Below are 26,253 nucleotides of genomic sequence, written 5' to 3' on the forward strand. Positions count from 1 at the left end.
CCTGTGGCCGACGTCGTCGACAAGGCGACGCGCAGCCGGATGATGGCGGGTATCCGAGGCAAGGATACCAAGATCGAGGTCGCGGTCCGGAAGGCTCTCCACGCCCGGGGTTTCCGTTACCGGACCGACGTGCGATCGCTTCCCGGCCGTCCCGACATCGTCTTGGCACGATGGAATGCCGTGGTCTTCGTTCATGGCTGCTTCTGGCATGCACACGATTGCGGCCTGTGCCGCATTCCGGCGACCAGGCCTGACTTCTGGCGTTCGAAGCTGGATGCGAATGTCGCGCGGGATCGGAAGAACACGGAAGCCTTGCTGCGGTCCAGTTGGCGCGTAGCGATCGTATGGGAATGCGCCTTGCGTGGCCGGGGAGTTGAAGGTCTAACCCGGGTTGCGGATCGACTCGAAGACTGGATCCGGGGAGATGGCAACATGATCGAAATTCGCGGATGAAGAGCGGATCGCTGTCGGAATACTTCCAGCATGTCGCATGGAAGCCGCTATCCGCCGTAGATGCCGAGGCACACCGGTCGCACCAGCACGAGTTCGGCGGCGTGGGCAAACTGAGGGCCATCCTCGGCGATGACGATCGCAACGAGATCCCCACAACCTTCATCTACCTGAACGACGACGATCCTGAGCCTCTGCAAGAGGTCCGATGGCTCAGTTGGTATGACACGCGCCGAAAGCAGCCGCATCGCTCAGCCGAATACAGGCTCTATTTCCCGGACAACGTCGTCACGGACAATGCAGCCGAAGGCGACCTGCTGATCATCGGCGTCCGGCCTGATGACACCCTGATGGCCATCATCGCCGAGGGTGGGTCGACCATCGAGCAACAGCTCCTATGGTTATTCGGCGCGAACGATCTCCTGCATCCGGGCTTCTCGGTAAAAGGTGAGATTGAGGCCGACCAGACGCGGCTGGAATTCGCCTCGCGCTACATTCTCGAACAGCTCGGTGTCGAGATCGAGGAAGAGGCGCCTAGCTTCCTAGAGGCGATGCTCGATAGGTTCGACGGAAAGTTTCCGAGCACGCGCGATTTCTCATCCTATGCGCGGGAGACCCTCGGCGATATCGATTTAGCGGCCGATCCTGACGAAGCGGTCATCGTGCTGATGGAAAGGGAGGAGATCCTTTTCCGAACCTTGGAGCGGCATCTGATCGGTGACCGCCTGCAAGCCGGGTTCGACGAAGTGGACGACTTCATCAAGTTCAGCTTGTCGGTCCAGAACAGGCGCAAGTCGCGGGCTGGGTCGGCGCTGGAGAACCATCTCGAATGGCTCTTCGGACGGCTGCAGCTCCGGGCCGATCGGACGCCTGTCACCGAGGGAAAGGCGAAACCGGACTTCCTGTTTCCCGGGACCTCCGCCTATGCCGACCCGACTTTTCCGGTGGAGCTCCTTACGATGCTGGGAGTGAAGTCGAGCTGCAAGGATCGCTGGCGACAGGTTCTGGCCGAAGCCGACCGCATCGACGACAAGCACCTACTAACTCTGGAGCCGTCCATCAGCGGAGCTCAAACCGATGAGATGCAGCAGCGTCGTCTGCAGCTCGTGCTTCCACGGCGGCTACATCAGACCTATTCGACTAAGCAGCAGGATTGGCTCATGTCCGTAAACCAGCTGGTCGATATCGTTCGCGAGCGGCAGGATGCCGCCGGGTTGTAAAGTTCGACGCGAATTCCATCCCGACGATATGGGTTTACGAAGCACTGCGGTCCTGCTGCGGCTCCGGCAGGATAGGTGGCGTGGAGTCCACGAAGGTGAGCCAATGGGCCCATATCGCGTGCGTCCGCGCCCGCGTCAGGCGATCGGAGCAGTCGGCGGCCATCGTGCGAGCGATCGAGCCCGGATACCAGTTCGTGAAGACCGCACCGCACTCGGCGTCCCGGTATTTGATCCAGGCGCGCTGCGCGTCCCGCAGCTCGGTGCGTGCCTTCGCGGAGTCCTCACCCTGTTCCGCGAGGCGTTCCATGGCAGCAGCGTAGTAGCGGTTCAATTCGCCATCGGCGTCATCGGCCGGGGCGTCTGCCTGTCCGAGCGCGGCAGCGGCCATAGTCAGAGCGTGAAGCAGCATCGGCGGTTCCCTCGTCTATCGTGATCGGCGAGTAGCAGCAGGCGAGGGCGGACGCTACTGGATCGTGGTGTCGCTCGGTCTTCCGAGAATGTAGGACGAGGTCTTTGTCTCGACGATATCGCCGAACTGCAGCGGCGGCACCGGCATCGATCTGATTACGCCCGTTCGGATCCGAGTGCCGTTATCCCAGCGGCCGCGCTTGTCGTCCCAGACCTCGGCTAGGATCACGGGCCATATGTCGCCCTTCTCGTTGCGCAGATCGCATAGGGACCAGCCCATCAGGCAGGCATCGAAATCGGTTTTCTTCTCGTCATCTTCCATAGCGCCATGGCGCTCATCCATTCTCCCGTCCGCTAGTGGCGGCTGCGAAGCCCATGGCAGCAATGGGACCGAGCACGCTTGAAATGTAGTCCACCAACTCATCAGCCCGTTGCGGCCACCGAAGCGCGGCCGTGCTGAGAAGATCGTAGACATCATCGATGTATATCGGTCGGCAGGATGCGAAGGGCTGACCCCGTCGATTCAAATATCGGATCTCGAGACCGTCGGCGTGACGGCTCGCTATGCCGGTATCGGATAGCAGGACAGCGCGACCAGCCAGAGAGATGGTCACGGAGTGACCGAGATCCGTCCTCCGGCATCGCATGGATTCCCTGCCAATATCGGCAAGCAAACCAGCCTCGTATATCGCTACCCAGGTTCCGCCGGCAGCGGGCAACCATTTTCGTTCTCTTTGCATAGCGAGAATCGCTTCATGACGCAGCCTTAGGGGGTGCACTGGCGCAACCCTCTCCTCGGTAAACATCGGATGAAATCAGCTAAAGGATTGCACCCCCGCAAATGAGAGGCGACGGTCAAAACCGACGCTATATCAAGGGGAAAGGTGGTGGACGCACTAGGGCTCGAACCTAGGACCCGCTGATTAAGAGTCAGCTGCTCGACGGCAGCTTTACCGATTCGTCACCTGAAGAGGACGATCAACAATCGGCCGAGCCCTTGACCCTCAGGCTACGATCTTCGGCCTTCCTCTGCGTGCACCGTGGCGCTGGCGATCCAGAGGACGCAACCGCAACTGTCTTGGTTCGATATGCGCGGTCAGAAACGAAAGATGCTGGAGGGCGGCGAGTTTATCCTCCAATTCGGCCTCTTCATCATAGGTCTGCTCAGTCTCAGTCTGTCCTTCATGTCCGATGATGTCATATCGGACACTGTCGGCGACTTTCCCTTTCAGGATCGTGGTGCACAGACCCCGGTAGCTGTGAACATTTTTGTCGATCCAGGCCCCCTTGTTTCGGTGGCGCCATTCGGTGCCCTCTGGAAACGCCCACGCGCGCAGCTTTTCGAATACTGACTTCCTAAAGGTGTCGGCAAAGCTTGTGGCTTTCGGAGCCTTCATTTCCGGAAACAGATATGTGTGACCGAGGTCACGCATCGCACGGACATAATCGATGAAGCCAAGGCGAATAAGTTCAGGATGGATGGGAAGCTTGCGGATGGACTGAACATTTTTCAGTTCGCGATCCTCAGTGTAATCGATCTGCATATATGGGATCGGATCATCTTCATGCACGTCCGCCAGCGGCAGTCCGGCGAGTTCTGAACTCCGGCCACCATAGAGCGGCAGCATTATTGGTAGGTAATACCAGGCGTCGTGAAAGATCTGGTCGCCGGCGCTCAGGCGATCGTCCAGGCTTGATGAACCGGACCAAATCGGAGCGGACAGGATGTGGCGAACCTCTTCCTTGGTCCAATTCGCCCGCAGATCGCGCTTGCGCTTCGCTTTCCGCCCGCCATTCTTCGTCAGCGTTTTGCGGGCCAATTTGAAATTGAGAGGCTCCGCTGTCTTATGGCGACCGCCCTCCGCGCTTGCGCTAAATTCGATGACCTTCCCAATCCAGGTCAGATGCTTGTTCATCGTTTTCTGGCTGATACCGACTTCGGACGCGGGCATTTCTTTCGCCCGCTCTAAACTGGCTGGGAAGCCATGCGCGCGTTCGGCAGCGGTGCGACCCCAACGATTAGGTAGAGCCCGGCATAACGCCTTGAATTCCACTACACTTTCTTGATCGATGTCTTCAATCTTGATGTTCCCGCCGGCAGCGAAGTCGAACATCGCGATAGCTGTCCGAACCTGCTTGATGGTGTCCGGGCTCCAGCCATCTTCGTATAAAGCCGCCGCGATGCAATCTTCCGCGGCTGTTTTCAGCAGCTTGGTATTGGCAACCTCGGCCTTTGAGCGCTGAGCAGGAGCCTTGGTTTCGGCAGCGAAATCAGCTGTTTTGGGCGAAGCTTTTTGGGCGTATTCTTTTTGCGGCTCTCTACCGGCCTTTTCATAAAAAGCGGATGTTTCAACCGGTTCGGGCGCAGTCGCTGTCGACTCAGCAGCATGCGCCTCATCGTAAGTCTCTTGCTCATCTGGTTCACTGATTGCAGGTTTGCGTATCTCATAGGCGAGGGGGGAATCGTCTCGAATTGCCTCGTCAATCCAATCTCGGAAATCGAACCCGCTATCCGGCAATTGTCGTGAAGCCTCCCGGCAAGCAGCCGCTCGCGCCTCATAGATCAGGCGCTGCAGCTTTTCGAGGTTTGAGCGAGTCGGGGTAATTCCGAAGCTGGAGGCGTAATCGTCGATTTGACGCTTCGATACTTCGATCTGTCCCCGGCGCTCATGGCACAACATTGCGACGCACGATGCATCGTTCGCAGACCAGCCTTGCGCTAGGAGATCGTCGAAGTGATCTGGACTAAAATCGGCATCAATTCCGCGACGGGCGCGGATGTCCCAGAATTCCGCGAAGACTCGATTAACGCGCGTGTCCTCGGCCGGATCGCCGCCTCCTCCGATCTGATCTGTCAAGATACGGTTCAATTGGACTCGCAGCGCGTCCTTGAACACACCCTTCATTTGATCAGGACGGATCGCTAATCCAACACTATCATACGACATGACTAAGTTCCTCGCCTGAACCTCCAGACGAGCCATAATATCACACGCAGTTCTATAGTTGCCAGTGCAAAGTGAGAACGAAACAGAAACGGGTGTTCCGGCAAGGGTGAATTTGCGGCGCCAGTGATAGGATCCACCGCGAAGGCGAAGATTGGTAGTCGTCATCGAATGCGCTCCCCATGGGAACAGCGATGGGGACAGGTTTGGGGACAAACCTGCCCAACCGCCGAGCGGACCGCGTGTTTTCAATGACTTAGCGTTAATTGGTCGGGGAGAGAGGATTCGAACCTCCGGCCCCTGCCTCCCGAAATTTATGCGTGGTCACAAACACACGCATTTCTGCGCTCGTTGGGTCGGCAAAAGTGCCGAAAGTGCGCGTAAAATTGGGCAATTGAGGGTCAATTCACCCAAGTTTCACCCAAGAAATTACGCGGCGGAGAGCACCTCTGATTGCATTGCATGCGTGTCAATCACCATGTCTAAGCTAACAATGAAACGCGAGTTGCGCGACGCCTCATCCGTCCGTCACCCGCAGCCATTTTTTCGAGGAAATACCGTCTGAAGTCGTGCAGCTCGCGATCGACCTGACTGTCCAATTCCGAAAATTTTTGAGGCGCGTTGGAACACGAAAATGATGCGCGCCAACCCATCAGGGTATTGTCGATCGCTACCAACGTCTGCGCATAACATCGCTCGTTCGAGCGTAGCTCCTCACCTCTCATTGATTTGGCAATCGATCGCTTTCCCGCGCTGATTAGAAGACGAATTTGATCAAGCAGTCTTTTACACGATTTTGCTGATGGCGGGTATTCACCAGGAATAAGATCGTAGCCCAAGAAAGAATGAGGTTCGCCGACCACGCCCGCAAACGCCTTGCCCGGATCATGTGCGGGATTGTAAATGTCCATGCCAAGACCTCGCAAAATTTTACTCGCAGAGGCCAAGGCTTTTAATACGGAAGACTGGGACCTACCGATCAATAGGAAGTCGTCGATATATCTAATACAGGTAATACCCCTACCGTTCATCTCCCTATCGAATTGTTCAAGAACAATGTTGCCTGCCAGTGCCGACAACGGACATCCTTGGGCCACGCCGTCACGGCCGGTAGGAAAGAGTTTGAGATCGTCGGGCGCCAACTGGTCGGCATTCTTCAGTTCGACCGCAAGAGCTTTGGCCACGAGCTGCACGAATGGCTCGTCAAGTCCGTCTCTCCTTAGGAAAGCGATAACATCCTCGCGAGAAATTTTGGTGAAAAAGCCTTTGATGTCACTTCCGGCTACGTAGCAGTCCCCAGCCTCTACGCGCTCTTGAAAGATTCTTATTGCAGCATCGACGCCTCGACCTGGAATGCCGCCGATAGAAGTGGGGGTTGCTAAGACGCGCTGTATTCCTGTCGACGATGTCGTAGCCTGCAAGACATCCAAAATCGCTCTTTGAACGATCCGATCAGGAAGTGGGGCAACGACTATTGGCCGTTTGCCCGTCTTATGAGGACCTTTCGGCGGAAGCGCACCGTGTGCTTTTGAAAACTTATAGCCTTCTAAGAGCTGTCGCTGGATCTTGCGAAGGTTAGCCGGGAGATATTCTCCGAACTCGCGAGCCCTGCGTTTCGTTAAAGGCTGCTGGGAGGTCTCTGCATTTCGCCGAATCGCGTGCCAAGCGCCGATCAGGTTCTCCATGCGACGAACTTCTAGGCACAAATCCTTCATGCCCGCATCAAACCTAGCTTGGGACCTGCCGACAAAGATCACCCCGGCCAGATTTGTTCTTCAGTCGCAGGCCCGGGCAACGATGTTGCCGAACCCTCGACCGACACGGACAGGCTTACCGCCCATCCATGATCCCCGCTTCTCGGACCTGCACCATCGCATGGCCAGGCGAGATTGAGAGACATGAGCGAAGCGATCAGAAAGCACATCATCGAGACTCCATGTCGCGTCGCTGAAACTCCGCGACCGCGCGATTTAGAATGACCCCCGAAAAGCGTAGCAGCTTTTTCAGCGCGTCAACCCCTTGCACGGCTCGGCGCCCCGTCCGACATTTATGTTCGGAGACTGATCGGCAGGCCGTTTCACACGGGACACCAGTCTCGCACATATCAACCGGGGCGTGCGGGCGTTCTTCAGTCGCAGGCCCGGGCAACGATGTTGCCGAACCCTCGACCGACACGGACAGGCTTACCGCCCATCCATGATCCCCGCTTCTCGGACCTGCACCATCGCATGGCCAGGCGAGATTGAGAGACAAGTCAGCGTTCTCGCTATAGCGAGAACGAGCGGGGAACAAAAGGCCCAACCTGATTTGTCCCCGAAGATCTAGGAAGATGTCACGAAGTCCAAAATGCGATGGCTAGCCACTGTCTCATACGCAGGAGCAAGGCAGTGCTCGGACTTAACCTACTGATTTTGAGGCTTTCATGCATGTCGTCCAACATGCGGAGTAGATCGCAAACGTCCGATCTGCACCCAAAATTCACCCAAGAAAATTCTCGGGTATCACACGTAAGTGCTTGAAATCATTGGTCGGGGAGAGAGGATTCGAACCTCCGGCCCCTGCCTCCCGAAGACAGTGCTCTACCAGGCTGAGCTACTCCCCGACCGTGTCGGTCCCGCATCGGCTGAAAGCCTGCGCGGGTCGAGGCAAGGCGCGCCCTATAGGAGGGCATCGGCGGGGTGGCAAGCGGACAATTTGGGGGCTACCCGGTGAGGTATGACCAACTTCACGCCGCCGGGCGATTCCCCTCATCCCGAATGGCAATATCTCGAGCTTATGCGCCGTATCTGGCAGGAAGGGGACGAGCGAATGGATCGCACCGGGGTCGGGACCCGCTCGGTCTTCGGCACGATGCTCCGCTTCGATCTGGCCGATGGAGCAATGCCGCTGCTGACCACCAAGCGGGTCTATTGGAAGACGGCGACGCGCGAGATGCTGTGGTTCCTGACCGGAGAGACCAATATCCGGCCGCTCGTGCTTCAAGGGGTGAAGATTTGGAACGAGTGGCCGCATGCGCGCTATGTACGGGAAACAGGCGATACGATCACTCTCGACGAGTTCGTGACGCGAATTGCGGAGGACGAGGAATTTGCTGCGCGCTGGGGTGACCTAGGCCCTGTTTATGGCAAGCAGTGGGTCGATTGGCCGACCTGGCGCTACCGCCCCGATGGACTTTACGAACCGGGCGAGGGCATCAATCAGGTCGCGCAGGTCGTCGATAGCCTGAGGAACAATCCCGGCAGTCGACGTCATATCATCGAGGGATGGAACGTCGCGGAGCTCGACCGGATGGCACTGCCGCCCTGTCACAAGACCTATCAGTTCCACGTATCGGGCCAGGGGCATGACGCTCGGCTTAATTGCGCACTTTATCAGCGCAGTTGCGACGTTGCCCTGGGCTTGCCGTTCAACCTGTGGTCGGCGGCGCTGCTGCAGCGCATGATCGCGCAGCAGACCGACCTGATGCCGGGCGAACTCGTCTGGATGGGAGGCGACACGCATCTGTACCTCAACCACTCCGAATTGATTGAGGAGCAGCTCACACGGGAACCCCGGGGCTACCCGCGACTTGAAATTACCAGACGGCCGGAGTCGATTTTCGATTACGTGATCGAGGATTTCGCAGTTCACGAGTATGAGCCGCTCGGGCCGTTGAAGGCACCGGTCGCGGTATGAGGGCCGACTTGACCGCCCGCCATGCGCGCAATATTGCTTCGCGCAAGTGAAAGAATAGGATTGCCAAATGGCCCGGCCGCTCCGCCGGGTCACCGCTGGGAGAGAACCATGGCCGACCGGCCGCAAGGTCACAACAAGCCGAAACTGTCGTTGCACGTGCCGGAACCGAAATTCCGTCCTGGCGACACGGTGGACTTCAGCGATATCGGTGTCACCGAACCGGGCGAGCAACCGCGGCCGGACGAGGCCTGCGCGGCACAGGACACCGCGCCCCTCTGCCATGACCTGATCCGCGTCCTTGGTGATGACGACGAGGCGCACGGCCCTTGGGATCCGAAGCTCGACCCCGAGACGCTGCGCACCATGCTCGGGCACTTCGCACTCACCCGCGCCTTCGATGAGCGGATGTTTCGTGGGCAACGGCAGGGCAAGACCAGCTTCTACATGAAGTGCACGGGCGAGGAGGCGACGAGCGTCGCTGCCGCAATGGCGCTGGCGAGCGACGACATGGTCTTCCCCAGCTATCGCCAGCAGGGTGTCCTGATCGCGCGCGGCTATCCGATTATCGAGATGATCAACCAGATCTACTCGAACAAGGCGGACAAGCTGAAGGGGCGCCAGCTCCCTATCATGTATTCGAGCCGGGAGAAGAGCTTCTTCTCGATTTCGGGCAACCTCGCCACGCAGACCCCGCAGGCGGTGGGCTGGGCGATGGCGAGCGCGATCAAGGGCGACAGCCGTATTGCCGCAACCTGGGTGGGCGAGGGCAGCACGGCGGAAGGGGACTTTCACTCCGCCTGCACGTTCGCGACCGTCTACAACGCGCCGGTCATCCTGAACGTGATTAACAACCAGTGGGCGATCTCGAGCTTCTCGGGCTTTGCCGGTGCCGAACGGACGACCTTTGCCGCCCGCGCGCTCGGCTACGGCCTTGCGGGCCTGCGCGTCGACGGAAACGATCCGCTCGCGGTCTTCGCGGCAGAGCGCTGGGCGGCGAACCGGGCACGTTCCAATGCCGGGCCGACGCTGATCGAACACTTCACCTACCGCGCGGAAGGGCATTCGACGTCCGACGATCCGAGCGGCTATCGAAGCGCGCAGGAACGAGAGGAATGGCCGCTGGGCGATCCGATCATGCGGCTCAAGAAGCATCTCATCGCGTTGGGCGAATGGGATGAGGAACGGCAGGAGGCGCTCGATGCCGATTGCATGGACCGGGTGAAGAAGGCGACGAAGGAGGCGGAGAAGAACGGCATTCTCGGCCACGGCCTTCACCATCCCTTCCGCACGATGTTCGAAGATGTGTACGAGGACCTACCCTGGCATCTGAAGGAGCAGGCGGAGCAGGCGATCCACGAGCGCAAGACCAAGTTTCCCGAAGGGCTTCCTGAGGCATGAGCGAGAGCATCGAGAAAACGCAGGCGTCCGCGCCGGGCGAGGGCGAGACCGAACGCCGCCTCAACATGATCGAGGCGATCAACGACGCTTTGAGTATCATGCTAGATCGCGACCCCGACGTGATCGTAATGGGGGAAGATGTTGGCTATTTCGGCGGCGTGTTCCGCTGCACAGCGGGGCTACAGGAGAAATTCGGCAAGACCCGCGTGTTCGACACGCCGATTTCCGAATGCGGGATCATCGGCGTGGCGGTTGGCATGGGTGCCTACGGCCTGCGCCCGGTGCCGGAAATCCAGTTTGCGGACTATATCTATCCCGGCCTCGACCAGCTCATCAGCGAGGCGGCGCGGTTGCGCTATCGCTCGGCGGCGGAGTTCATTGCGCCGATGACCGTACGCAGCCCGTTCGGTGGCGGTATTTTCGGCGGGCAGACGCATAGCCAGAGCCCGGAGAGCCTGTTCACGCATGTGTCGGGCCTCAAGACTGTGATCCCCTCGACGCCTTACGACGCCAAGGGTCTGCTCATCGCCGCGATCGAGGACAACGATCCCGTCATCTTCTTCGAGCCGAAGCGGATTTACAACGGCCCCTTCGACGGGTTCTACGACCGGCCGGTGCAGCCGTGGAAGAAACATCCGCAGAGCCTGGTGCCCGAGGGATATTACCGTATCCCGCTCGGCCAGGCGCGCATCGTGCGCGAAGGCGAGGCGATGACCGTGCTTTCCTACGGCACCATGTGCCACGTCGCCGAAGGCGTGTGCCGCGAAAAGGGCGTCGATGCAGAGATCATCGATCTGCGAACGCTGGTACCGCTGGACATCGAGACGATCGAGGCTTCTGTAAAGAAGACCGGGCGCTGCATGATCGTGCACGAGGCGACGCGCACCTCTGGCTTCGGTGCTGAGCTTTCGGCGCTGGTGCAGGAGCGCTGCTTCTATCATCTCGAGGCCCCGATCGAGCGCGTGACCGGCTTCGACACCCCCTATCCCCACAGCCTCGAATGGGCGTATTTCCCCGGCCCTATCCGCATTGGCGAGGCCATCGACAAACTTCTTCAGGATTGATCCGGCATGGCAGATTTCACCTTCAAGATGCCCGACGTGGGCGAGGGCGTGGCCGAGGCGGAGGTCGTCGAATGGCACGTCAAGGTCGGCGATACGGTCGAGGAAGATCAGCACCTCGTCGACGTGATGACCGACAAGGCGACGATCGACATTGAAAGCCCGGTCTCAGGCACGGTCAAGGAAGTCGCGGGCGAGGTCGGTGACACCATCTCGGTCGGATCGATGCTGGTAGTGATCGCTACCGAGGGCGAAGTTTCGGAAGAAGTTGTTCAGGAGAACGATGCTGCGCATGAGAGCGCGCCGGCACCGGCCCCGAAGGACGAGGAGGTCGAAGAGCGGATCGAGGTCGAGACTTCGGACGCCAGCGACGCGGACGACGCAATCGATGCCGATCCGGAGCCGGTACCATCGCCCAAGCCGACCCCTGCGCCCGCCCCGAACGAGAAGGCCAAGGTTCTCGCCAGTCCGGCAGTGCGCAAGCGCGCGAAAGACCTGGGCATCGACCTGGCGCAGGTTAGGCCCGCGGAAGATGGCCGCCTGCGCCATGGCGACCTCGACCAATTTCTCAGCTACAATTCGGGCTATGGCGGCGCGGCGGCAACCCGTAGCGACGAAACCATAAAAGTCATCGGCATGCGCAAGCGGATTGCGCAGAACATGGCGGCATCGAAGCGGGCGATACCGCATTTCTCCTATGTCGAGGAAGTGGACGTGACCGCGCTCGAGGAAATGCGCGCGCAGCTCAACGACAGCCGCGGGGACAAACCCAAGCTGACGATCCTGCCGCTGCTGATCACCGCAATTTGCAAGACGTTGCCAGATTTCCCCATGATTAATGCCCGTTACGACGACGAGGCGGGCGTGGTGACGCGCCACGGCGCGGTCCATATGGGAATGGCGGCGCAAACCGACGCCGGCCTCATGGTGCCGGTGATCGAGGATGCGCATGCGAAGAATGTCTGGCAACTCGCGCGCGAGATTTCGCGCCTTGCGGACGCGGCGCGCGATGGCACGGCGAAGTCGGAGGAGCTGTCAGGCGGCACGCTGACCGTCACTTCGCTCGGGCCTTTGGGCGGCATCGCGACGACGCCGGTGATCAACCGTCCGGAGGTCGCAATCATCGGGCCCAACAAAATCGTCGAACGGCCGATGTTCGTGCCCGATGGGCAGGGTGGCGAGCGGATCGAGAAACGCAAGCTGATGAACATCTCGATCAGCTGCGACCATCGCGTGGTGGATGGCTGGGATGCGGCGAGCTTCGTTCAGGCGCTCAAGAAGCTTATCGAAACGCCGGTCCTGATCGTCTCGAACTGATGGCGGCCGGTCAGCGTACCTGCGCGCTGTAGGTCAGCATTCCGCGCCCGCGCGCCGCGTCTTCGCGGGATATGATCCAGCGCACGTCCGTTACGTCGCTTTCATTGGCGCGCCTCGTGCCGAGACGTCGCGTCGACAGGGGCCCCCAGGTGCGACCCCCGTCGACCGATACCTGATACGCGGCAGAACCGACCCGCTCGAATGCCAGACGCTCCGGTACGCGGCTCGAGACCACGAAACCTATGTTGGAAGCTGTCGGCGCATACCAGTTCAGCATCAGCACCACACGATCCCCGCGGGACAAGCTCTCTGCAGGGGCGAGCGTGCACACGGTGCGACCTTCGCTATGCTGAACCCGTTCGATAAACACAGAACGATCGATGCGAACCGCTTCGCTGGCATGGGTCGGGACACCAATCGCAAGCGCGGCAGCAAGCAATGCAAGACGCATGTCGGTTCCCCCATCACCTTTCAAACTGCGAGCCAGACGTGCCAGCCAGGTGCGAAATTATGGTTAACGAGGAAGGTCCGGGCTCTGCGTAGAAATTGTGCGATAGGGGCCATTGACAGCCCATCGGTGCTGCCCTAACTGCGCCGCTCCCACGCAGCGCCGCTGCGATTTGCGCGGGTGTAGCTCAGTTGGTTAGAGCGCCGGCCTGTCACGCCGGAGGTCGCGGGTTCAAGTCCCGTCACTCGCGCCATTTCTTTCGGAAATGGCATTATTCCTGATGCGACGGGCAGTAATAGGCCGTTCGCCCGCCAACCTTCCTGGCTGCGATCGTTCCGCCGCATTTCGGACAATCGGCGCCTTTTTTGCGATTGCGCACTAGCCAGTCCTTCGGAAGTTTCGAATAGGTCGCCTCCGTATCGAGCACCGCCCGCAGGATATCGCGCATCGCGTCGTAGGCGCGTGAGAGGCAATCCTCGCCCAGCTCATGGGCCGTCCGTTCCGGATCGAGGCCGAGACGGTAATCGATCTCGTCCGACCAGAGGTTTCCGATCCCGGCGAGCTTCTTCTGGCTCATCAGCGCCGACTTGATCGCGCCATTCGTACCGCCGATCCGCTCCACGAAGTCCTGGTGGGAAATCTCCAGCGCGTCGGGCCCGTAGCCGCCTTCGGCGATGAAGCTTTCCGGATCGTCGACGATCTCGACCCGGCCCAGCTTGCGCGGACAGCGAAACGCCAACCGCCGATCGCCTTCGAACCTGATCAGGAACTTCGTGTGGTCGGGTGCTTCGTCAGGCGCGTCGAAGGCGATCAGTTTGCCGGTCATCCCCAGATGGACGACCATCCAGGGGCCGGTCTTGGAACCGGCGAAGATGAATTTCCCGTGCCGGTCGGTCCGGGTGAACTGATGCCCGACCAGACGAGCGCGTTCGTTGCTTCCGGGGAGCTTGATATAGCTTGTATTGCTGCCGAGTTCCGCCGCCTCGATTGTTCGGTTCAGGCACTCCCGCTCAATAACGAGCCGCATGGCGTCGGATTCGGGTAGTTCGGGCATGCGGTTCTCCTTCCCGCATCAACGCGAAGTTCTCCGCCGCCGTTCCGCGCGGGCTAGCGACCCGGCGGCGTTTCCATCCAGATGAGAAACCGGCGCAGGGGCAGAAGCCACATGGTGCCGAGGATCAGGTAGACGATTGTTTGTACGAGCACCGGCCATTCCCCGATCCAGTCCGGGACCAGCCGTGCAACGAGCAAAGCATAGACGGTCAGCCCGATCAGCAGGCCTATGATCCCGACGGGAATGCGCCAGCTGGGCTCGCGCCTCATGCGAACGGCCCGATCAGGCGCGACGGTGTGAGCACGGCGTTGAGCGGAATATCGTGGGGCTCCGTAGGCATCTCGTCGACCTCCTGCGCATCCCACGCGAGGCCGATCCGCAGGACGTCGGCATGGCTTGCCAGCCAGCGATCGTAATGGCCCGCCCCCTGTCCGATCCTGTCCCCGCGAGAGGTAAAGCCGAGAAGGGGAACGAAGACGACGGCGGGCACGACCTCTTCCGCTGCCGAACCGGGCTGAGAAATGCCGAACGGACCAGCTTCCAGATCGCTGTCGCCGAAGGGATCGCTATGCGCAGCGAAGTGCATGGGCGCGTCGCGCGAAGCGAAGCGGGGAAGGGCGATGGTATGCCCTTGCTCCTTGAACCAGCGGGCGAGCCGGTTTGCCGGGACCTCGTGGGCGAGCGCATGATAGAACCCGATCGTGGCACCGTCCGGTATCAGCTCGATCAACGGGTTGGGCGGGCGAAAGAAGATCAGCGCCCGCTCTGCCGGAGCAACCGCGCGCGCCGCCTTCTTTTGCAGATCGCGCAGATCGATGCGCAAGCGCGCCTTCTCTTCGGTCAGTGTTTTCACCGGGCCTCTGCCATTTGCGCCCCCAGGGGGTTCGTCCGTCGTCAAGGAAGTGGCGGGACCACCATGGGTCGTTTGCCGGGGAAATCCTCTGACGCCTCAACGTCAGGTGGGTGCCGTTTACCCCGGTTCCCCGGACGGACCGGTGTTCCAGGGCAGGGACAGCTCCCTTTGGATTGCTTATAGCCTCAGGGATGTTCGATCGGCTCGTGCCGGGCAGTCCCGCCGTGATCCTATGTAAGGATCGGGACGGCCGGCCTCAAGCGGTTCGTGGATCGAGTTTGTCCGCGCAGTCTTCCAATAGTTCGGCAAAGCGTTCGAGCGCGGGGAGAAGCGTCTCGTCACTACCGGTCGACGCCAGCGGCCGCTCTGCGCCTGTCGCGCCAAGCGGCGCATTCTCATTATCGCTTTCCAGTCGCGCAAGGGTGTCTCGTAGGCGCGAAATTTCCCTTTTCGACTCCTCCGCCTCGGCGGTCAGCATCGCGATCCGTTCGCGCAGGTTATCCCTATCGGTTTCGGTGTCGCGGTTATCCTTCAATTCGTCAGCGAGACGAAGCGCCGCAAACAGGAGATTGTGTGAATAGCGCGGGGAGAGGGTCTCGAATTTCCCCTCGATCCGGCGTGCCAGCCCGCGAACATGCTCTTCCTCGCCAGCGGCGCAGGTGAGCGAGAAATCGCGTCCCCCGATGCAAAGTGTGATCTCGCTCAACTTTTCATCCTGTCGATGAGCGTATCGAGCCGGTCGATCTGTGCCGCGACTTGGGTGCGCAGTCCCTCATGCCGTTCGCGCAATGCCTCATGTGCCTCGAGGAGTTGTCCATCCCCTGGCGCGGACTCCTCCGGGAAGGGCGCGGCGCCCGAAGGGACCTCGGCGGCCTTCGCGATGCGTGCCAAGGCCCGCTCGATCCGCTGGACTGCCTGTTCGATCGGATCCGCCGTCATGATACGGTCATTTCTAAACCGATTTCGCAATGCGGGCAAAGCCTTGGTCCGACCTGTTGATAAGTGTTGCCAACCGCAGGGACGTTCTCGGACCCGGCACGGTCCCTTGACCTCGCGAAGCCGCTCCGCGATGGCGTCCCCGCCGACGAATCGCGCGATATTCGCAGCGTGTTTGCGAAGGAGACGATACCCTCGCCATGAATTACGAACCAGCCCGCCTCCAACAGATGGCCAACGCAGTGCGAGCGCTGTCCATGGATGCGGTGCAGGCCGCCAATTCCGGTCACCCGGGCATGCCAATGGGCATGGCGGACGTGGCGACGGTGCTGTGGACCGAGTTCCTGAAGCACGATCCCGAGGACCCGCACTGGGCCGATCGCGATCGTTTCGTGCTGTCCGCCGGGCACGGTTCCATGTTGATCTACAGCCTGCTTCACCTGTCCGGCTACGCCCATCCGACGATCGACGACATCCGCAATTTCCGCCAGCTTGGTGGCCCGTGTGCGGGGCATCCCGAGAACTTCCTGCTCGACGGCGTCGAATGCACCACCGGGCCGCTGGGCCAGGGCTTGGCAATGGCGGTCGGCATGGCGATGGCGGAGCGGCATCTGAACGCCGTATTCGGCGACGAACTGGTCGATCATCGCACTTGGGTTGTCGCCGGCGATGGTTGCCTGATGGAAGGGATCAACCACGAGGCGATCGGTCTGGCGGGCAATCTCCAGTTGAACCGGCTCGTCGTGCTGTGGGACGACAACAATATCACCATCGATGGGTCCACCGATCTGTCGACCTGCGAAGATATTCCCGCGCGCTACCACGCCGCCGGGTGGACGACGCTGGAGTGCGAGGGCCACGACTTCGGCGATATCCGCCGTGCCCTGGGCGAAGCGACGCTGGCGGATAGGCCGGTACTGGTGCGCTGTCGCACGGTGATCGGCAAGGGCGCGCCGAACAAGCAGGGCACCAGTGCGACCCACGGCTCCCCACTGGGTGACGACGAGGTTGCGGCGGCACGGGAAACACTGGGCTGGGACCATCCTGCGTTCGACGTGCCTGCCGATATCCTTTCGGATTGGCGTGAAGGCGCGAAAGCGCGTGCAACCGAACATGCTGACTGGGACGATCGGCTCACCGCCAGTCCCAATCGCGCCGAGTTCGAGCGACGCATGGCGGGCGACCTTCCCGAAGGGAAGGGTATCGCGGACGAGTTTGCGAGCTGGCTTTCCGCCGATCAGAAGGTCGCGACCCGCAAGGCGTCGGAAATGGCGCTGTCGGTGCTGACCGCCGCTATCCCCGACCTCATCGGCGGATCAGCGGATCTGACTGGGTCGAACAACACCAAGACCGCCTCGACCGAGCCGTTCACGAAGAACAATTACGCCGGACGCTACGTCTATTACGGCATTCGCGAATTCGGCATGGCCGCCGCGATCAACGGTATGGCGCTGCATGGCGGGGTGATCCCCTATGGCGGCACCTTCCTGATCTTCAGCGACTATGCGCGCAACGCGATCCGGCTCGCCGCGCTGCAACAGGCGCGCTCTATCTTCGTGCTGACGCACGACAGCATCGGACTGGGCGAGGACGGACCGACGCACCAGCCGGTGGAGCAGGTGATGAGCCTGCGCCTGATCCCGAACCTCAACGTGTTCCGCCCTGCGGATATCATCGAGACGGCCGAGTGTTGGCAGCTCGCGTTGCAGCACAAGGCAACGCCCTCGGCACTTTGCCTCACCCGCCAAGGCCTGCCGCAACTGCGGCATGAAGGCGACATGCTGTCGGCAAAGGGCGCGTATCGACTGCATGCCGCTCAGGCCGAGCGGAAAGTGGTGATCGTCGCGACCGGCTCGGAGGTTGCGCTGGCCATGGAATGCGCCGAGCAGCTCGAGAGCGAAGGCATCGGCGCGGATGTCGTCTCGATGCCTTGCATGGAGCTATTCGAGGCGCAGGACGCCAGCTACCGCGCCGAGTTGTTGCCCGCCGACGCCCTGAAGGTCTCGATCGAGGCGGGGAGCACGCTGGGGTGGGAGCGCTATGTTGGTCAGGACGGTCTGACCATCGGGCTCGACCGTTTCGGCGCGTCGGCTCCGGCGGAAGACCTGTTCGACCGTTTCGGTTTCACCGCGGACAAAATCGTCCCGCAAATCATGAACAAGATCAGCAAGTAAGCAGGAGCTCTTCGTATGGCGACCAAGGTTGCAATCAACGGTTTCGGACGGATCGGTCGCCTGGTGGCGCGGGCCCTGCTGGAGCGTGACGACCACGATCTGGATCTGGTCGCGATCAACGATCTCGCCGATGCGCAGGCCAACGCTCTGCTCTTCCAGTACGACAGCACGCATGGCCGCTTCCCCGGCAGCGTGTCGGTGGATGGCGATGCGATCGTCGTCAATGGCACGCGGATTGCGGTCACGAGCGAGCGCGAACCGGGAAAATTGCCCCACGCCAACATGGGTGTCGAAATCGTCCTGGAATGCACAGGTTTCTTCCAGTCCGACGAAGCGGCGCGTCCCCATATCGAGGCGGGAGCGAAGAAGGTCCTGATCTCTGCCCCGGCGAAGGGAGTCTCGAAGACCATCGTCTTCGGGGTCAATCAGGACAAGCTGACCGCCGAGGACGATATCGTTTCCAACGCGAGCTGCACGACCAACTGCCTCGCCCCGATCGCGAAGGTGTGCAACGACACGGTCGGGATCGAGCGCGGTTTCATGACCACGATCCACTCCTACACCAACGATCAGCGCATGCTCGATCAGATGCACAAGGACATGCGGCGCGCGCGTGGCGGTGCGCAGAATATCATCCCGACCACCACCGGCGCGGCGCGCGCGGTCGGTCTGGTCCTGCCCGAACTGAACGGCAAGCTCGACGGCTCCTCTGTCCGCGTGCCCACGCCCAACGTTTCCCTCGTTGATCTTACCTTCGTTCCGGGCCGCGATACGAGCGCGGAGGAATTGAACGATGCGCTGAAGGCGGCGTCGGAAGGGGCAATGAAGGGTGTTCTCGATTATACCGACCAGCCGCTCGTTTCGTCTGACTTCAATCATTACCCGGCCAGCTCGACCGTGGATTCGCTGGAGACCGCGGTGCTGGAGGGCAAGATGGCGCGGGTCGTCAGCTGGTACGACAACGAGTGGGGCTTCTCCAATCGCATGATCGATACCGCCGGCGTGATGGCGGGCCTGCTCTGATCCTGCCCGTCTAGGGAGACGACATTGACCAGCTTTAAGACCCTGGACGACCTCGGTGACGTTGCCGGCAAGGTCGCGCTGGTTCGCGTGGACCTTAACCTGCCCATGCAGGACGGTTCCGCGACCGACGTGACCCGGGTGGAGGCGGCGAAGCCGACCATCCTCGAACTGACGGAGAAGGGTGCAAAGGTGCTCCTCCTCGCCCATTTCGGTCGGCCTAAGGGCCAGCGCTCCTCCACCATGTCGACCAGCTTCGTGCAGGGCGACGTGGAGAAGGTTCTCGGCAAGGAGATCATGTTTGTCCCCGAGGTCATGGGGCCCGTAGTCGAACAGTCGATCGGCATCCTCGACAACGGCGATATCGGCTTGCTCGACAATGTCCGCTTCTGGCCGGGCGAGGAGGCGAACGATCCCGACTTCGCGAAAGGGATCGCGGAGAACGGCGATTTCTACGTCAACGATGCCTTCTCCGCCGCACACCGCGCCCATGCGAGCACCGAAGGACTGGCGCATCTACTGCCGGCCTATGCCGGCCGCGCGATGGAGGCCGAGCTCAAGGCGCTCGATGCCGCGCTCGGCAATCCCGAACCGCCGGTCGCCGCGGTCGTGGGCGGCGCGAAGGTTTCGACGAAGTTGGCCGTGCTGGAAAACCTGGTCGGGCGCGTGCAGCATCTCATCATCGGCGGCGGGATGGCGAACACGTTCCTCGCCGCGCGCGGCGTCGATGTGGGCAAGTCGCTGTGCGAGCACGACCTGACCGACACCGCAAACCGCATCATGGACCAGGCCGACCACGCGGGCTGTACCGTCCATCTTCCCTACGACGTGGTGGTCGCGAAGGAGTTCGCCGCCAATCCGCCTTCGCTCCGCACCTGCAATGTGCACGAGGTCGGCTCCGACGAGATGATCCTCGATATCGGCCCGCAGGCGGTCGAGGCGCTGGCGGATGTGCTCAAGACCTGTCGCACGCTGGTCTGGAACGGTCCACTTGGCGCGTTCGAGACGTCTCCTTTCGACGAAGCGACGGTGACCTTGGCGAAGACGGCCGCGGCGCTGACACAGGACGGTTCGCTGGTTTCCGTCGCGGGCGGGGGCGATACGGTTGCGGCGCTCAATCAGGCAGATGTCGCAGGCGACTTCACCTATGTCTCTGCCGCGGGCGGCGCGTTCCTCGAATGGATGGAAGGTAAGCCGCTGCCCGGCGTTGAGGCGCTCAAGGGGTGAGCGGGCCGCGGCAGCAGATCACGGAAGGCGAGTTCGCAGGGTGGGAACGGTCGGACAGCGACGATTTCGAACGCTATTCCGGCCCCTATTACGAACGCTCGGAACCTGACGGTCGTCGACGCATCGCGTTCCGCGCGGAAGCGCGTCACATGAACGGGCACGGCGTGATGCATGGCGGCTGCCTGATGACCTTCGCCGACGCCGCGCTGTTCACCATCAGCCACGATGCACGCGCCGGGCAGCGCGGCGTTACGCTCCAATTGGCGGGCGATTTCCTAGAGCCCGTGCCAGAGGGTGCGTGGGTCGAGGCCACCGGAGAAGTGGTGCGGGGTGGGGGCAAGACCATTTTCGTACGCGGAATGGTGACCGCAGATGGTACCGCCGCGCTCAGCTTCAACGGCATCGTCCGCAAGATCGGCGAACGTCGCTAGCGATACTCCGGATTGGGCGCGTCGAACCGCCTGCCGTCGTTCCACAAATCGACCGAGTTGCCATGGCATGGCAGACCCCCTGCATCCTTCAGCATGCGCGCCATGTGCATCAGGTTCCATGTCATGAAGGTGGCGTTGCGACGGGTGAAATCGTTGTCGAAACCGACATAGCCTTCGCCGTCTTGCTTCGGGTCGCCGTAGCTCGGCCCCGGACCTGCCTCCCCAATCCATCCGGCGTCGGCCTGGGGAGGAATGGCGTAGCCGACGTGCTGCAGCGAATAGAGCACATGCATGCCCACATTCTTGATGCCGTCTTCGTTGCCAGTGACGATGCAGCCCCCGGTCTTGCCGTAGAAGACATACTGACCCTTCTCGTTCGTTTGCCCGGAATGGCCGTACAGGCGCTCGATCAGGCGCTGGCACACGCTCGACTTCTGGCCCAGCCAGATGGGCGTACCGACGATCAGAATATCGGCCCGCTCGATCTTCTCCCAGATCGCGGGCCATGCGTCGGTTTCGAAGCCATGCTCTGTCATGTCGGGATAGACGCCCGGCGCGATGGTATGATCGACCAGCCGGACTTGCTCCAGCGACACGCCGTTCCGCGCAAGGATGGCCTCGGGAACGCCGAGCAGCTTGGCGGTATGCGACCCCTGCGGGCTCGGCTTTAGCGTACAATTGATCGTCAGCGCGGCGAGATCGCTGAAATCGATGGTGTTTTCGCTGCAGAGCCGCTCCTGAACTTTATCGAGCATGGCGATCCTTTCCGTTTCCTTGCCTTCTCTACGCTCTCGCTTGGCGACAGGTCCACGCGGGCGGTTGCGAGGGAAAGGTAGCACGGCTAAGGCCGCGCCTGCATTCGTATGCGCAGCAGGGATTTTTTATGACGATGACCTTCGACGAGATGCGGCAGAAGATGGCGACGGGGCAGGGGTTTATCGCTGCCCTAGACCAGTCGGGAGGCTCCACGCCTAACGCCCTGCGCGGCTATGGCGTAGAGGACAGCGAATGGTCTGGCGACGAGGAAATGTTCGCGAAGATACACGAGATGCGCTGCCGGATCGTCGAAAGTCCGTCCTTCACGGGCGAGAAAGTGGTCGGGGCAATCCTGTTCGATCGCACGATGGAAGGTTGCAACCAAGACGGCATGCCCATTCCCGAGCGGCTTCGCGGGAAGGGCATCGTGCCGTTTCTGAAAGTCGACAAGGGCATGCACGACACGGCGGATGGCGTGCAGCTGATGAAGGACATTCCAGAGCTCGACGCGCAGTGCGCCCGCGCGAAGGAACTGGGCATCTTCGGCACCAAGATGCGGTCGGTCATCCACGAGGCGGACGAGAAGGGGATCGGCGACAATATCCGACAGCAGATGGATTTCGGCTTGCAGATCCTGGACCAGGGTCTGGTCCCGATCCTGGAGCCGGAGGTGAGCCTGAAAAGCGAGAGCCGCGAGCAGGCCGAGGCACTCGTTCTGACCAAGCTGCTCGACCAGCTTGACCGTGTGCCCGATGGCCGGGAAGTCATGCTGAAGCTGACCATTCCCGCGCAACCCGATACATACAAGCCGCTGACCGAGCATCCCAAGGTGCTACGGGTGGTCGCTCTGTCGGGTGGGTATTCACGTGACGAGGCGTGCGCCGAACTCGCCAAGAATTCCGGCATGATTGCCAGTTTCAGCCGTGCTCTGCTGGAAGAATTGCGACAGGATATGGACGAACAGCGGTTCGACGCGGCGCTGGAAACCGCGATCGACGAAATCTACGCGGCTTCGGTCGGCTAGGGCTGTAGCGAATTAACCAGGCGATAGGCGCTGGTGGGGGCTCGTGCCGGCACCTTCGCCGTCGTCGAATAGGTCGGATGAACGGTGGCGTTTTGTCCCATATCGCCTAATTCGTCGTCATGATCGACTGTCAGCTTTACCTCATTTCCCCGCTCGACGTCTCGGGTGCCTTCCCGGACCGCCTTTCCCGTGCTCTTGATGCCGGGGGTGGGCGAGCGACCGCATTCCAGTTCCGGGTGAAGGGGGTGGATCAGCACGAAGCCGCTCGTCTCGCCGAACCGCTGCAAGACATCTGCGCGCAGCGCGACGTCGCGTTCATCGTCAACGACGACGTGGCGCTGGCGAAGCGTTTGGGCGCGGACGGCGTTCACCTCGGGCAAGGGGACGGCGACCCGAAGGAGGCACGCGAAGAGCTGGGCCGCGAGGCGCAGATCGGCGTCACATGCCACGCGTCGCGTCATCTGGCGATGGAAGCGGGGGAGGCGGGGGCCGATTACGTCGCGTTCGGATCGTTCTTCCCCAGCACGACCAAGGCTAGCGAGCATCGGCCCGAACCCGACCTGCTCGAATGGTGGAGCCGGGTCTTCGAGATCCCCTGCGTCGCGATCGGGGGGATTACCCCGGCCAATTGCGGACCGCTGGTAAGTGCGGGCGCGGACTTCCTGGCTGTCTCGGCTGCCGTTTGGAGCGGAGACGAACAGGCCGCGATGGCCGCATTCGCGCAAGCCATGGAGCGAGCCGCCACCGATTAGGAGCCAAAGCAGGCAATACGCGTTGGATGCCACGAAGGAGTTTTAGATGCGTCAAACGATTGGGATCGCGGCTTTGTTCGCCTTGGCAGCTTGTGGAATGAACGGCACCGACGGGGATGATGGCGCGCAGGATAGCGCAGCGACCACGCCTGCGGCCCCCAGCAACAATCTGGCCGACAGCATGGCTTCGCACGACGGGACGAACCAGTCGTCACAGGACGTGCCGGACATTCCCGACGCCGAACAGCGCCCGATGATGCAGGCTCAGGTTGTACTCGACCGCCAGGGGTTCGGCCCCGGCGTGGTCGATGGCAAGATGGGCCTGTCGACCGAGAATGCGCTGAATGCTTTCCAGCGGGCAAACAAGCTGGATGAAACCGGCAAGCTTGATCAGCCCACGCGGCAGGCATTGTCCCAATGGCAATCCATTCCCGCAACCCGGGTCGTCCGCATTCCCGCCAATTGGGGCGATACGACCTATCAACCCATTCCGGACAAACCATCCGCTCAAGCCGAGATGCAGCGGCTCGGCTACACTTCTCTCGACGAGCGCCTGGCCGAGCGGTTTCATACCACGGTCGATACGCTCAAGGCGTTGAATCCCGGCGGCCAACCGGCGGGGAGCAAGGGCGCGGCAGCGGGACCTTCGGTGAGCCCCAGCGCAACCGCGTCTCCATCTCCGACCCCTACCGCGACCTCTTCCACGTCCACGGACGCAGCCGAAAAGACATCCAGCGTTTTCCGCGCTGGCCAATTGGTTCGCGTGCCCAATATCGGTGCAGATCGCATCGCGCCGGGCGCGATTAAGGATGCCGACTGGCAGCGTACGCTGACCTCACTAGGCGTCGGCAGCGAACAGCCGCATCTCGCGCGCATCGTGGTAAGCAAGTCGAAGGATACGCTGCTAGGCTATGACGACGACGGCAATCTGCGCGTCGCCTTCACCGTCACATCAGGTTCCAGCCACGATCCGCTACCGCTGGGCGACTGGAAGATAAACGGCATCTCGCACAATCCGAAGTTCTCCTTCGACCCGTCGCTGTTCTGGGACGTGCCCGACGACGAGGCGGAGCATCGCCTTCCGCCGGGGCCGAACGGGCCGGTCGGCGTCGTCTGGATCGACCTGTCGAAGGAGCACTACGGTATCCACGGCACTTCGGAACCCGAAACGATTGGTCGCGCCCAGAGCCATGGCTGCGTTCGTCTGACCAATTGGGATGCGGCGCGATTGTCCGAGATGGTCGATCAAAAGACGAAAGTGGAATTCGTGGCGTGACGCGCTAGGGTAACCGACATGAAATGGGCCGACCGCATCCTCACCATAGTGGTGACTGCCACGCTGACGAGCGCTGTGTGGATCGTGGCGGGCGGCAGTCTGATCGAGATGGCGAGTGGCGAAGGTCAGCGCGAGGTCACCCGCCCGTCCGACGCCCAGCCGAGCCCCGCGGTGCAAACCGACAGCCTGCCCTCGGAGCGCGGGCAGGCGACTTCGAACATTGTATCGAGCGGACTGGACGACAAATCGGCGGCCGCAATTCCCGGAGATTCCCAGCGCAATCTGATGATCCCCGTTCTGAACGTGCGGCCCGAGGACCTGACGGATACCTTTGCCGACGAGCGTGAGGGCGGGGGCCGACTACACGAAGCGATCGACATCATGGCCCCCGAAGGCACCACGGTCGTCTCGGCCGCAGCGGGCAGGATCGAGAAGCTGTTCCGGTCGAAGGCGGGGGGCAACACGATCTATGTTCGCTCGCCGGATGAACAGGCGATCTACTATTACGCGCACCTGAAGGAATACGCCCAGGGATTGAAAGAAGGGCAGCAGGTTCGGCGCGGGCAGCGACTGGGCGCGGTGGGCAGTTCGGGAAATGCCTCAGCCGATGCGCCCCATCTCCATTTCGCGCTTCTGCGCACCACCCCCGATGCGGCGTGGTGGGAGCCCGCGAACGCGCTCAATCCCTACCCTCTGCTCGGCGGGAAAAAGAACGCGGGGTCGGGCAAATAGCGGGGCGCGGGTTCGCCTGCCCTTGCAGCTAGCGAGCGTTCGAGCGCACGCAACGAAGGTCGCCCGCTTCGCTGCCCCCATTTCTCAGGGTCACCGTGTTTTCACCCGTTCGTTCGAATGTCTTGCCTTTGAGCGGACCGCGCGTGAATTGCAGCGACTTGCCGCGCAGCAGATATACGCCCGACCCGTCTTCGGTACGGTAGCTGGAGGAATTGCCGATCGTGAAGTCCAGCGCCGGTACGGGGACACGCGCTTTCCCGCCAGCATCGCCGGGCAGCGAACAGTGGTAGCGCCCCTGCGGCAGGGTATCGACCGGCCCATCGACCGGTGGTGCGGCGGCGATCAGCCCGTAAGCGAGCGGAACCAGCGCGAAGGCGGAAAGAACTGGCGATCTCATCTTCGGAATCCTCATAGTCTCCACCCTATAGCACAGGCAAGCTTGCCCGTACCTGACCGGTGGGCTAGGGGCGGGCTTTCGAGGGCGGCGCCCACAGCCGCCACAGACCCCCAGCAGGCAGGCAGTTTCCCATGAAGATCAGTGGCGTCGATATCCGTCCCGGCAACATCATCGAATACGAAAACGGGATCTGGAAAGTGGCCAAGATCCAGCATACCCAGCCGGGCAAGGGCGGTGCCTATATGCAGGTCGAGATGAAGAACCTGCAGGACGGTCGCAAAACCAATGTCCGCTTCCGCAGCGCCGACACCGTGGAGCGCGTGCGGCTCGATACGAAGGAATATCAGTTCCTGTACGAAGACGGCGACAATCTGGTCTTTATGGACCAGGAAACCTTCGAGCAGATTCAACTCCCGTCCGATCTGCTCGGCGATGCCCGCCCGTTCCTCCAGGACGGCATGACCGTGACGCTGGAGCTGTGGGAAGAAAAGCCGATTTCGGTCGCGCTGCCCGAGCAGGTCGAGGCCGAGATCGTCGAAGCGGACGCGGTGGTGAAGGGGCAGACCGCCTCTTCCAGCTACAAGCCCGCCATCCTCGACAACGGCGTGCGCATCATGGTGCCGCCGCATATCGAGAGCGGGACGCGCATCGTGGTCGATGTGTATGAGCAGACCTATGTTGGGAAAGCCAACTGAGGCG

27 protein-coding genes, 2 tRNA genes and 1 other RNA gene are annotated in these 26,253 nt (G+C 61.4%); 16 read left to right on the forward strand and 14 right to left on the reverse strand.

From position 1 onward, the window contains the following. The first annotated feature begins 3 nt into the window (after positions 1-3). Together F7D01_RS13935 and F7D01_RS13940 are read left to right on the forward strand one after the other, a co-directional pair. The gene (locus F7D01_RS13935) at positions 4-453 is read left to right on the forward strand and encodes a very short patch repair endonuclease (RefSeq protein WP_215228051.1); all 450 of its coding nucleotides are present in this window, start codon (positions 4-6) and stop codon (positions 451-453) included. Then, entirely contained in the window at positions 450-1,670 is a 1,221-nt protein-coding gene (locus tag F7D01_RS13940; RefSeq protein WP_215228052.1) for a type II restriction endonuclease, read from the forward strand. Before F7D01_RS13935 ends, F7D01_RS13940 begins: the two co-directional genes overlap by 4 nt. Before the next feature lie 34 nt (positions 1,671-1,704). Here the strand turns inward: F7D01_RS13940 and F7D01_RS13945 are convergent, their stop codons facing one another. The 5 genes from F7D01_RS13945 to F7D01_RS13965 form a co-directional block, all read right to left on the reverse strand. Next, entirely contained in the window at positions 1,705-2,079 is a 375-nt protein-coding gene (locus F7D01_RS13945; RefSeq protein WP_215228053.1) for a lysozyme inhibitor LprI family protein, read from the reverse strand. A gap of 54 nt (positions 2,080-2,133) precedes the next feature. After that, positions 2,134-2,421 carry a hypothetical protein gene (locus F7D01_RS13950; RefSeq protein ID WP_215228054.1) on the reverse strand — a complete coding sequence of 96 codons (288 nt, stop codon included), beginning with the start codon at positions 2,419-2,421 and terminating at the stop codon, positions 2,134-2,136. 661 nt (positions 2,422-3,082) lie between these two features. Beyond that, positions 3,083-5,191 (reverse strand): hypothetical protein, encoded by a 2,109-nt coding sequence (locus tag F7D01_RS13955; RefSeq protein WP_215228055.1) that lies wholly within the window; start codon positions 5,189-5,191, stop codon positions 3,083-3,085. Between the two features lie 314 nt (positions 5,192-5,505). Further along, the gene (locus F7D01_RS13960) at positions 5,506-6,708 is read right to left on the reverse strand and encodes a reverse transcriptase domain-containing protein (protein ID WP_215228056.1); all 1,203 of its coding nucleotides are present in this window, start codon (positions 6,706-6,708) and stop codon (positions 5,506-5,508) included. A gap of 840 nt (positions 6,709-7,548) precedes the next feature. Continuing rightward, positions 7,549-7,625, reverse strand: a tRNA-Pro gene (locus F7D01_RS13965). Positions 7,626-7,738: 113 nt separating this feature from the next. Here F7D01_RS13965 and F7D01_RS13970 point away from each other — a divergent pair. The 4 genes from F7D01_RS13970 (at position 7,739) to F7D01_RS13985 (ending at position 12,474) form a co-directional block, all read left to right on the forward strand. Continuing rightward, positions 7,739-8,698 (forward strand): thymidylate synthase, encoded by a 960-nt coding sequence (locus F7D01_RS13970; protein WP_251566921.1) that lies wholly within the window; start codon positions 7,739-7,741, stop codon positions 8,696-8,698. A gap of 108 nt (positions 8,699-8,806) precedes the next feature. Next, the gene (locus F7D01_RS13975; protein ID WP_215228057.1) at positions 8,807-10,096 is read left to right on the forward strand and encodes a 3-methyl-2-oxobutanoate dehydrogenase (2-methylpropanoyl-transferring) subunit alpha; all 1,290 of its coding nucleotides are present in this window, start codon (positions 8,807-8,809) and stop codon (positions 10,094-10,096) included. Then, positions 10,093-11,160 (forward strand): alpha-ketoacid dehydrogenase subunit beta, encoded by a 1,068-nt coding sequence (locus tag F7D01_RS13980; protein WP_215228058.1) that lies wholly within the window; start codon positions 10,093-10,095, stop codon positions 11,158-11,160. The genes F7D01_RS13975 and F7D01_RS13980 overlap by 4 nt, the downstream gene beginning before the upstream one ends. 6 nt (positions 11,161-11,166) lie before the next feature. Further along, a complete protein-coding gene (locus F7D01_RS13985; protein ID WP_215228059.1) occupies positions 11,167-12,474 on the forward strand; it encodes a dihydrolipoamide acetyltransferase family protein in 1,308 nt (435 codons plus the stop codon). A gap of 10 nt (positions 12,475-12,484) precedes the next feature. Here F7D01_RS13985 and F7D01_RS13990 read toward each other — a convergent pair whose 3' ends face one another. Beyond that, positions 12,485-12,925 (reverse strand): hypothetical protein, encoded by a 441-nt coding sequence (locus tag F7D01_RS13990; RefSeq protein ID WP_215228060.1) that lies wholly within the window; start codon positions 12,923-12,925, stop codon positions 12,485-12,487. Between the two features lie 173 nt (positions 12,926-13,098). Here F7D01_RS13990 and F7D01_RS13995 point away from each other — a divergent pair. Further along, positions 13,099-13,175 (forward strand) — tRNA-Asp (locus F7D01_RS13995). An 18-nt stretch (positions 13,176-13,193) separates the two neighbouring features. Here F7D01_RS13995 and F7D01_RS14000 read toward each other — a convergent pair. From F7D01_RS14000 to F7D01_RS14025, 6 genes are all read right to left on the reverse strand, one after another. Next, complete coding sequence (locus tag F7D01_RS14000; protein WP_215228061.1) at positions 13,194-13,976, reverse strand: DNA-formamidopyrimidine glycosylase family protein; 783 nt, start codon at positions 13,974-13,976, stop codon at positions 13,194-13,196. 53 nt (positions 13,977-14,029) lie between these two features. After that, positions 14,030-14,245, reverse strand: coding sequence for a DUF2842 domain-containing protein (locus tag F7D01_RS14005; RefSeq protein WP_215228062.1), 216 nt, complete (start codon positions 14,243-14,245; stop codon positions 14,030-14,032). Next, positions 14,242-14,829: a 5-formyltetrahydrofolate cyclo-ligase gene (locus tag F7D01_RS14010; protein WP_251566924.1), complete on the reverse strand. Its 588-nt coding sequence runs from the start codon at positions 14,827-14,829 to the stop codon at positions 14,242-14,244. The genes F7D01_RS14005 and F7D01_RS14010 overlap by 4 nt, the downstream gene beginning before the upstream one ends. A gap of 51 nt (positions 14,830-14,880) precedes the next feature. Then, positions 14,881-15,052, reverse strand: a non-coding RNA gene (ssrS, locus tag F7D01_RS14015) — 6S RNA. A 33-nt stretch (positions 15,053-15,085) separates the two neighbouring features. Next, positions 15,086-15,535 (reverse strand): cell division protein ZapA, encoded by a 450-nt coding sequence (locus F7D01_RS14020; protein ID WP_215228063.1) that lies wholly within the window; start codon positions 15,533-15,535, stop codon positions 15,086-15,088. Further along, on the reverse strand, positions 15,532-15,768 hold the full coding sequence (locus tag F7D01_RS14025; protein ID WP_215228064.1) for a hypothetical protein: 237 nt from the start codon (positions 15,766-15,768) through the stop codon (positions 15,532-15,534). The genes F7D01_RS14020 and F7D01_RS14025 overlap by 4 nt, the downstream gene beginning before the upstream one ends. Before the next feature lie 197 nt (positions 15,769-15,965). Between F7D01_RS14025 and tkt the strand changes: the two genes are divergently transcribed. From tkt to F7D01_RS14045, 4 genes are read left to right on the forward strand one after another with little or no spacing between them, the layout of a single operon-like run. Then, positions 15,966-17,939: a transketolase gene (gene tkt / locus F7D01_RS14030; protein WP_215228065.1), complete on the forward strand. Its 1,974-nt coding sequence runs from the start codon at positions 15,966-15,968 to the stop codon at positions 17,937-17,939. A gap of 15 nt (positions 17,940-17,954) precedes the next feature. After that, the gene (gene gap, locus F7D01_RS14035) at positions 17,955-18,962 is read left to right on the forward strand and encodes a type I glyceraldehyde-3-phosphate dehydrogenase (RefSeq protein WP_215228066.1); all 1,008 of its coding nucleotides are present in this window, start codon (positions 17,955-17,957) and stop codon (positions 18,960-18,962) included. 24 nt (positions 18,963-18,986) lie between these two features. Beyond that, positions 18,987-20,186 (forward strand): phosphoglycerate kinase, encoded by a 1,200-nt coding sequence (gene pgk, locus F7D01_RS14040; protein WP_215228067.1) that lies wholly within the window; start codon positions 18,987-18,989, stop codon positions 20,184-20,186. Beyond that, positions 20,183-20,617: a PaaI family thioesterase gene (locus F7D01_RS14045; protein ID WP_215228068.1), complete on the forward strand. Its 435-nt coding sequence runs from the start codon at positions 20,183-20,185 to the stop codon at positions 20,615-20,617. The genes pgk and F7D01_RS14045 overlap by 4 nt, the downstream gene beginning before the upstream one ends. Here the strand turns inward: F7D01_RS14045 and F7D01_RS14050 are convergent. Further along, positions 20,614-21,372, reverse strand: coding sequence for a flavodoxin family protein (locus F7D01_RS14050; protein ID WP_215228069.1), 759 nt, complete (start codon positions 21,370-21,372; stop codon positions 20,614-20,616). The two genes, F7D01_RS14045 and F7D01_RS14050, sit on opposite strands and share 4 nt — an antisense overlap. Before the next feature lie 134 nt (positions 21,373-21,506). Between F7D01_RS14050 and F7D01_RS14055 the strand changes: the two genes are divergently transcribed. The 4 genes from F7D01_RS14055 (at position 21,507) to F7D01_RS14070 (ending at position 25,157) form a co-directional block, all read left to right on the forward strand. Further along, positions 21,507-22,397: a fructose bisphosphate aldolase gene (locus tag F7D01_RS14055; RefSeq protein WP_215229838.1), complete on the forward strand. Its 891-nt coding sequence runs from the start codon at positions 21,507-21,509 to the stop codon at positions 22,395-22,397. A gap of 119 nt (positions 22,398-22,516) precedes the next feature. Continuing rightward, on the forward strand, positions 22,517-23,149 hold the full coding sequence (gene thiE / locus F7D01_RS14060) for a thiamine phosphate synthase (protein WP_215228070.1): 633 nt from the start codon (positions 22,517-22,519) through the stop codon (positions 23,147-23,149). A 46-nt stretch (positions 23,150-23,195) separates the two neighbouring features. Next, positions 23,196-24,425 (forward strand): L,D-transpeptidase family protein, encoded by a 1,230-nt coding sequence (locus F7D01_RS14065; protein WP_251566926.1) that lies wholly within the window; start codon positions 23,196-23,198, stop codon positions 24,423-24,425. 18 nt (positions 24,426-24,443) lie between these two features. Beyond that, a complete protein-coding gene (locus F7D01_RS14070) occupies positions 24,444-25,157 on the forward strand; it encodes a M23 family metallopeptidase (protein ID WP_215228071.1) in 714 nt (237 codons plus the stop codon). Between the two features lie 28 nt (positions 25,158-25,185). Here F7D01_RS14070 and F7D01_RS14075 read toward each other — a convergent pair whose 3' ends face one another. Beyond that, on the reverse strand, positions 25,186-25,554 hold the full coding sequence (locus tag F7D01_RS14075) for a hypothetical protein (RefSeq protein WP_215228072.1): 369 nt from the start codon (positions 25,552-25,554) through the stop codon (positions 25,186-25,188). A 131-nt stretch (positions 25,555-25,685) separates the two neighbouring features. Here F7D01_RS14075 and efp point away from each other — a divergent pair, with 131 nt between their 5' ends. Beyond that, positions 25,686-26,249: an elongation factor P gene (efp, locus tag F7D01_RS14080; RefSeq protein ID WP_215228073.1), complete on the forward strand. Its 564-nt coding sequence runs from the start codon at positions 25,686-25,688 to the stop codon at positions 26,247-26,249. Positions 26,250-26,253 lie beyond the last annotated feature (4 nt).

The organism is Erythrobacter sp. 3-20A1M (genome assembly GCF_018636735.1).
In the GTDB taxonomy this organism is placed as follows: domain Bacteria; phylum Pseudomonadota; class Alphaproteobacteria; order Sphingomonadales; family Sphingomonadaceae; genus Alteriqipengyuania.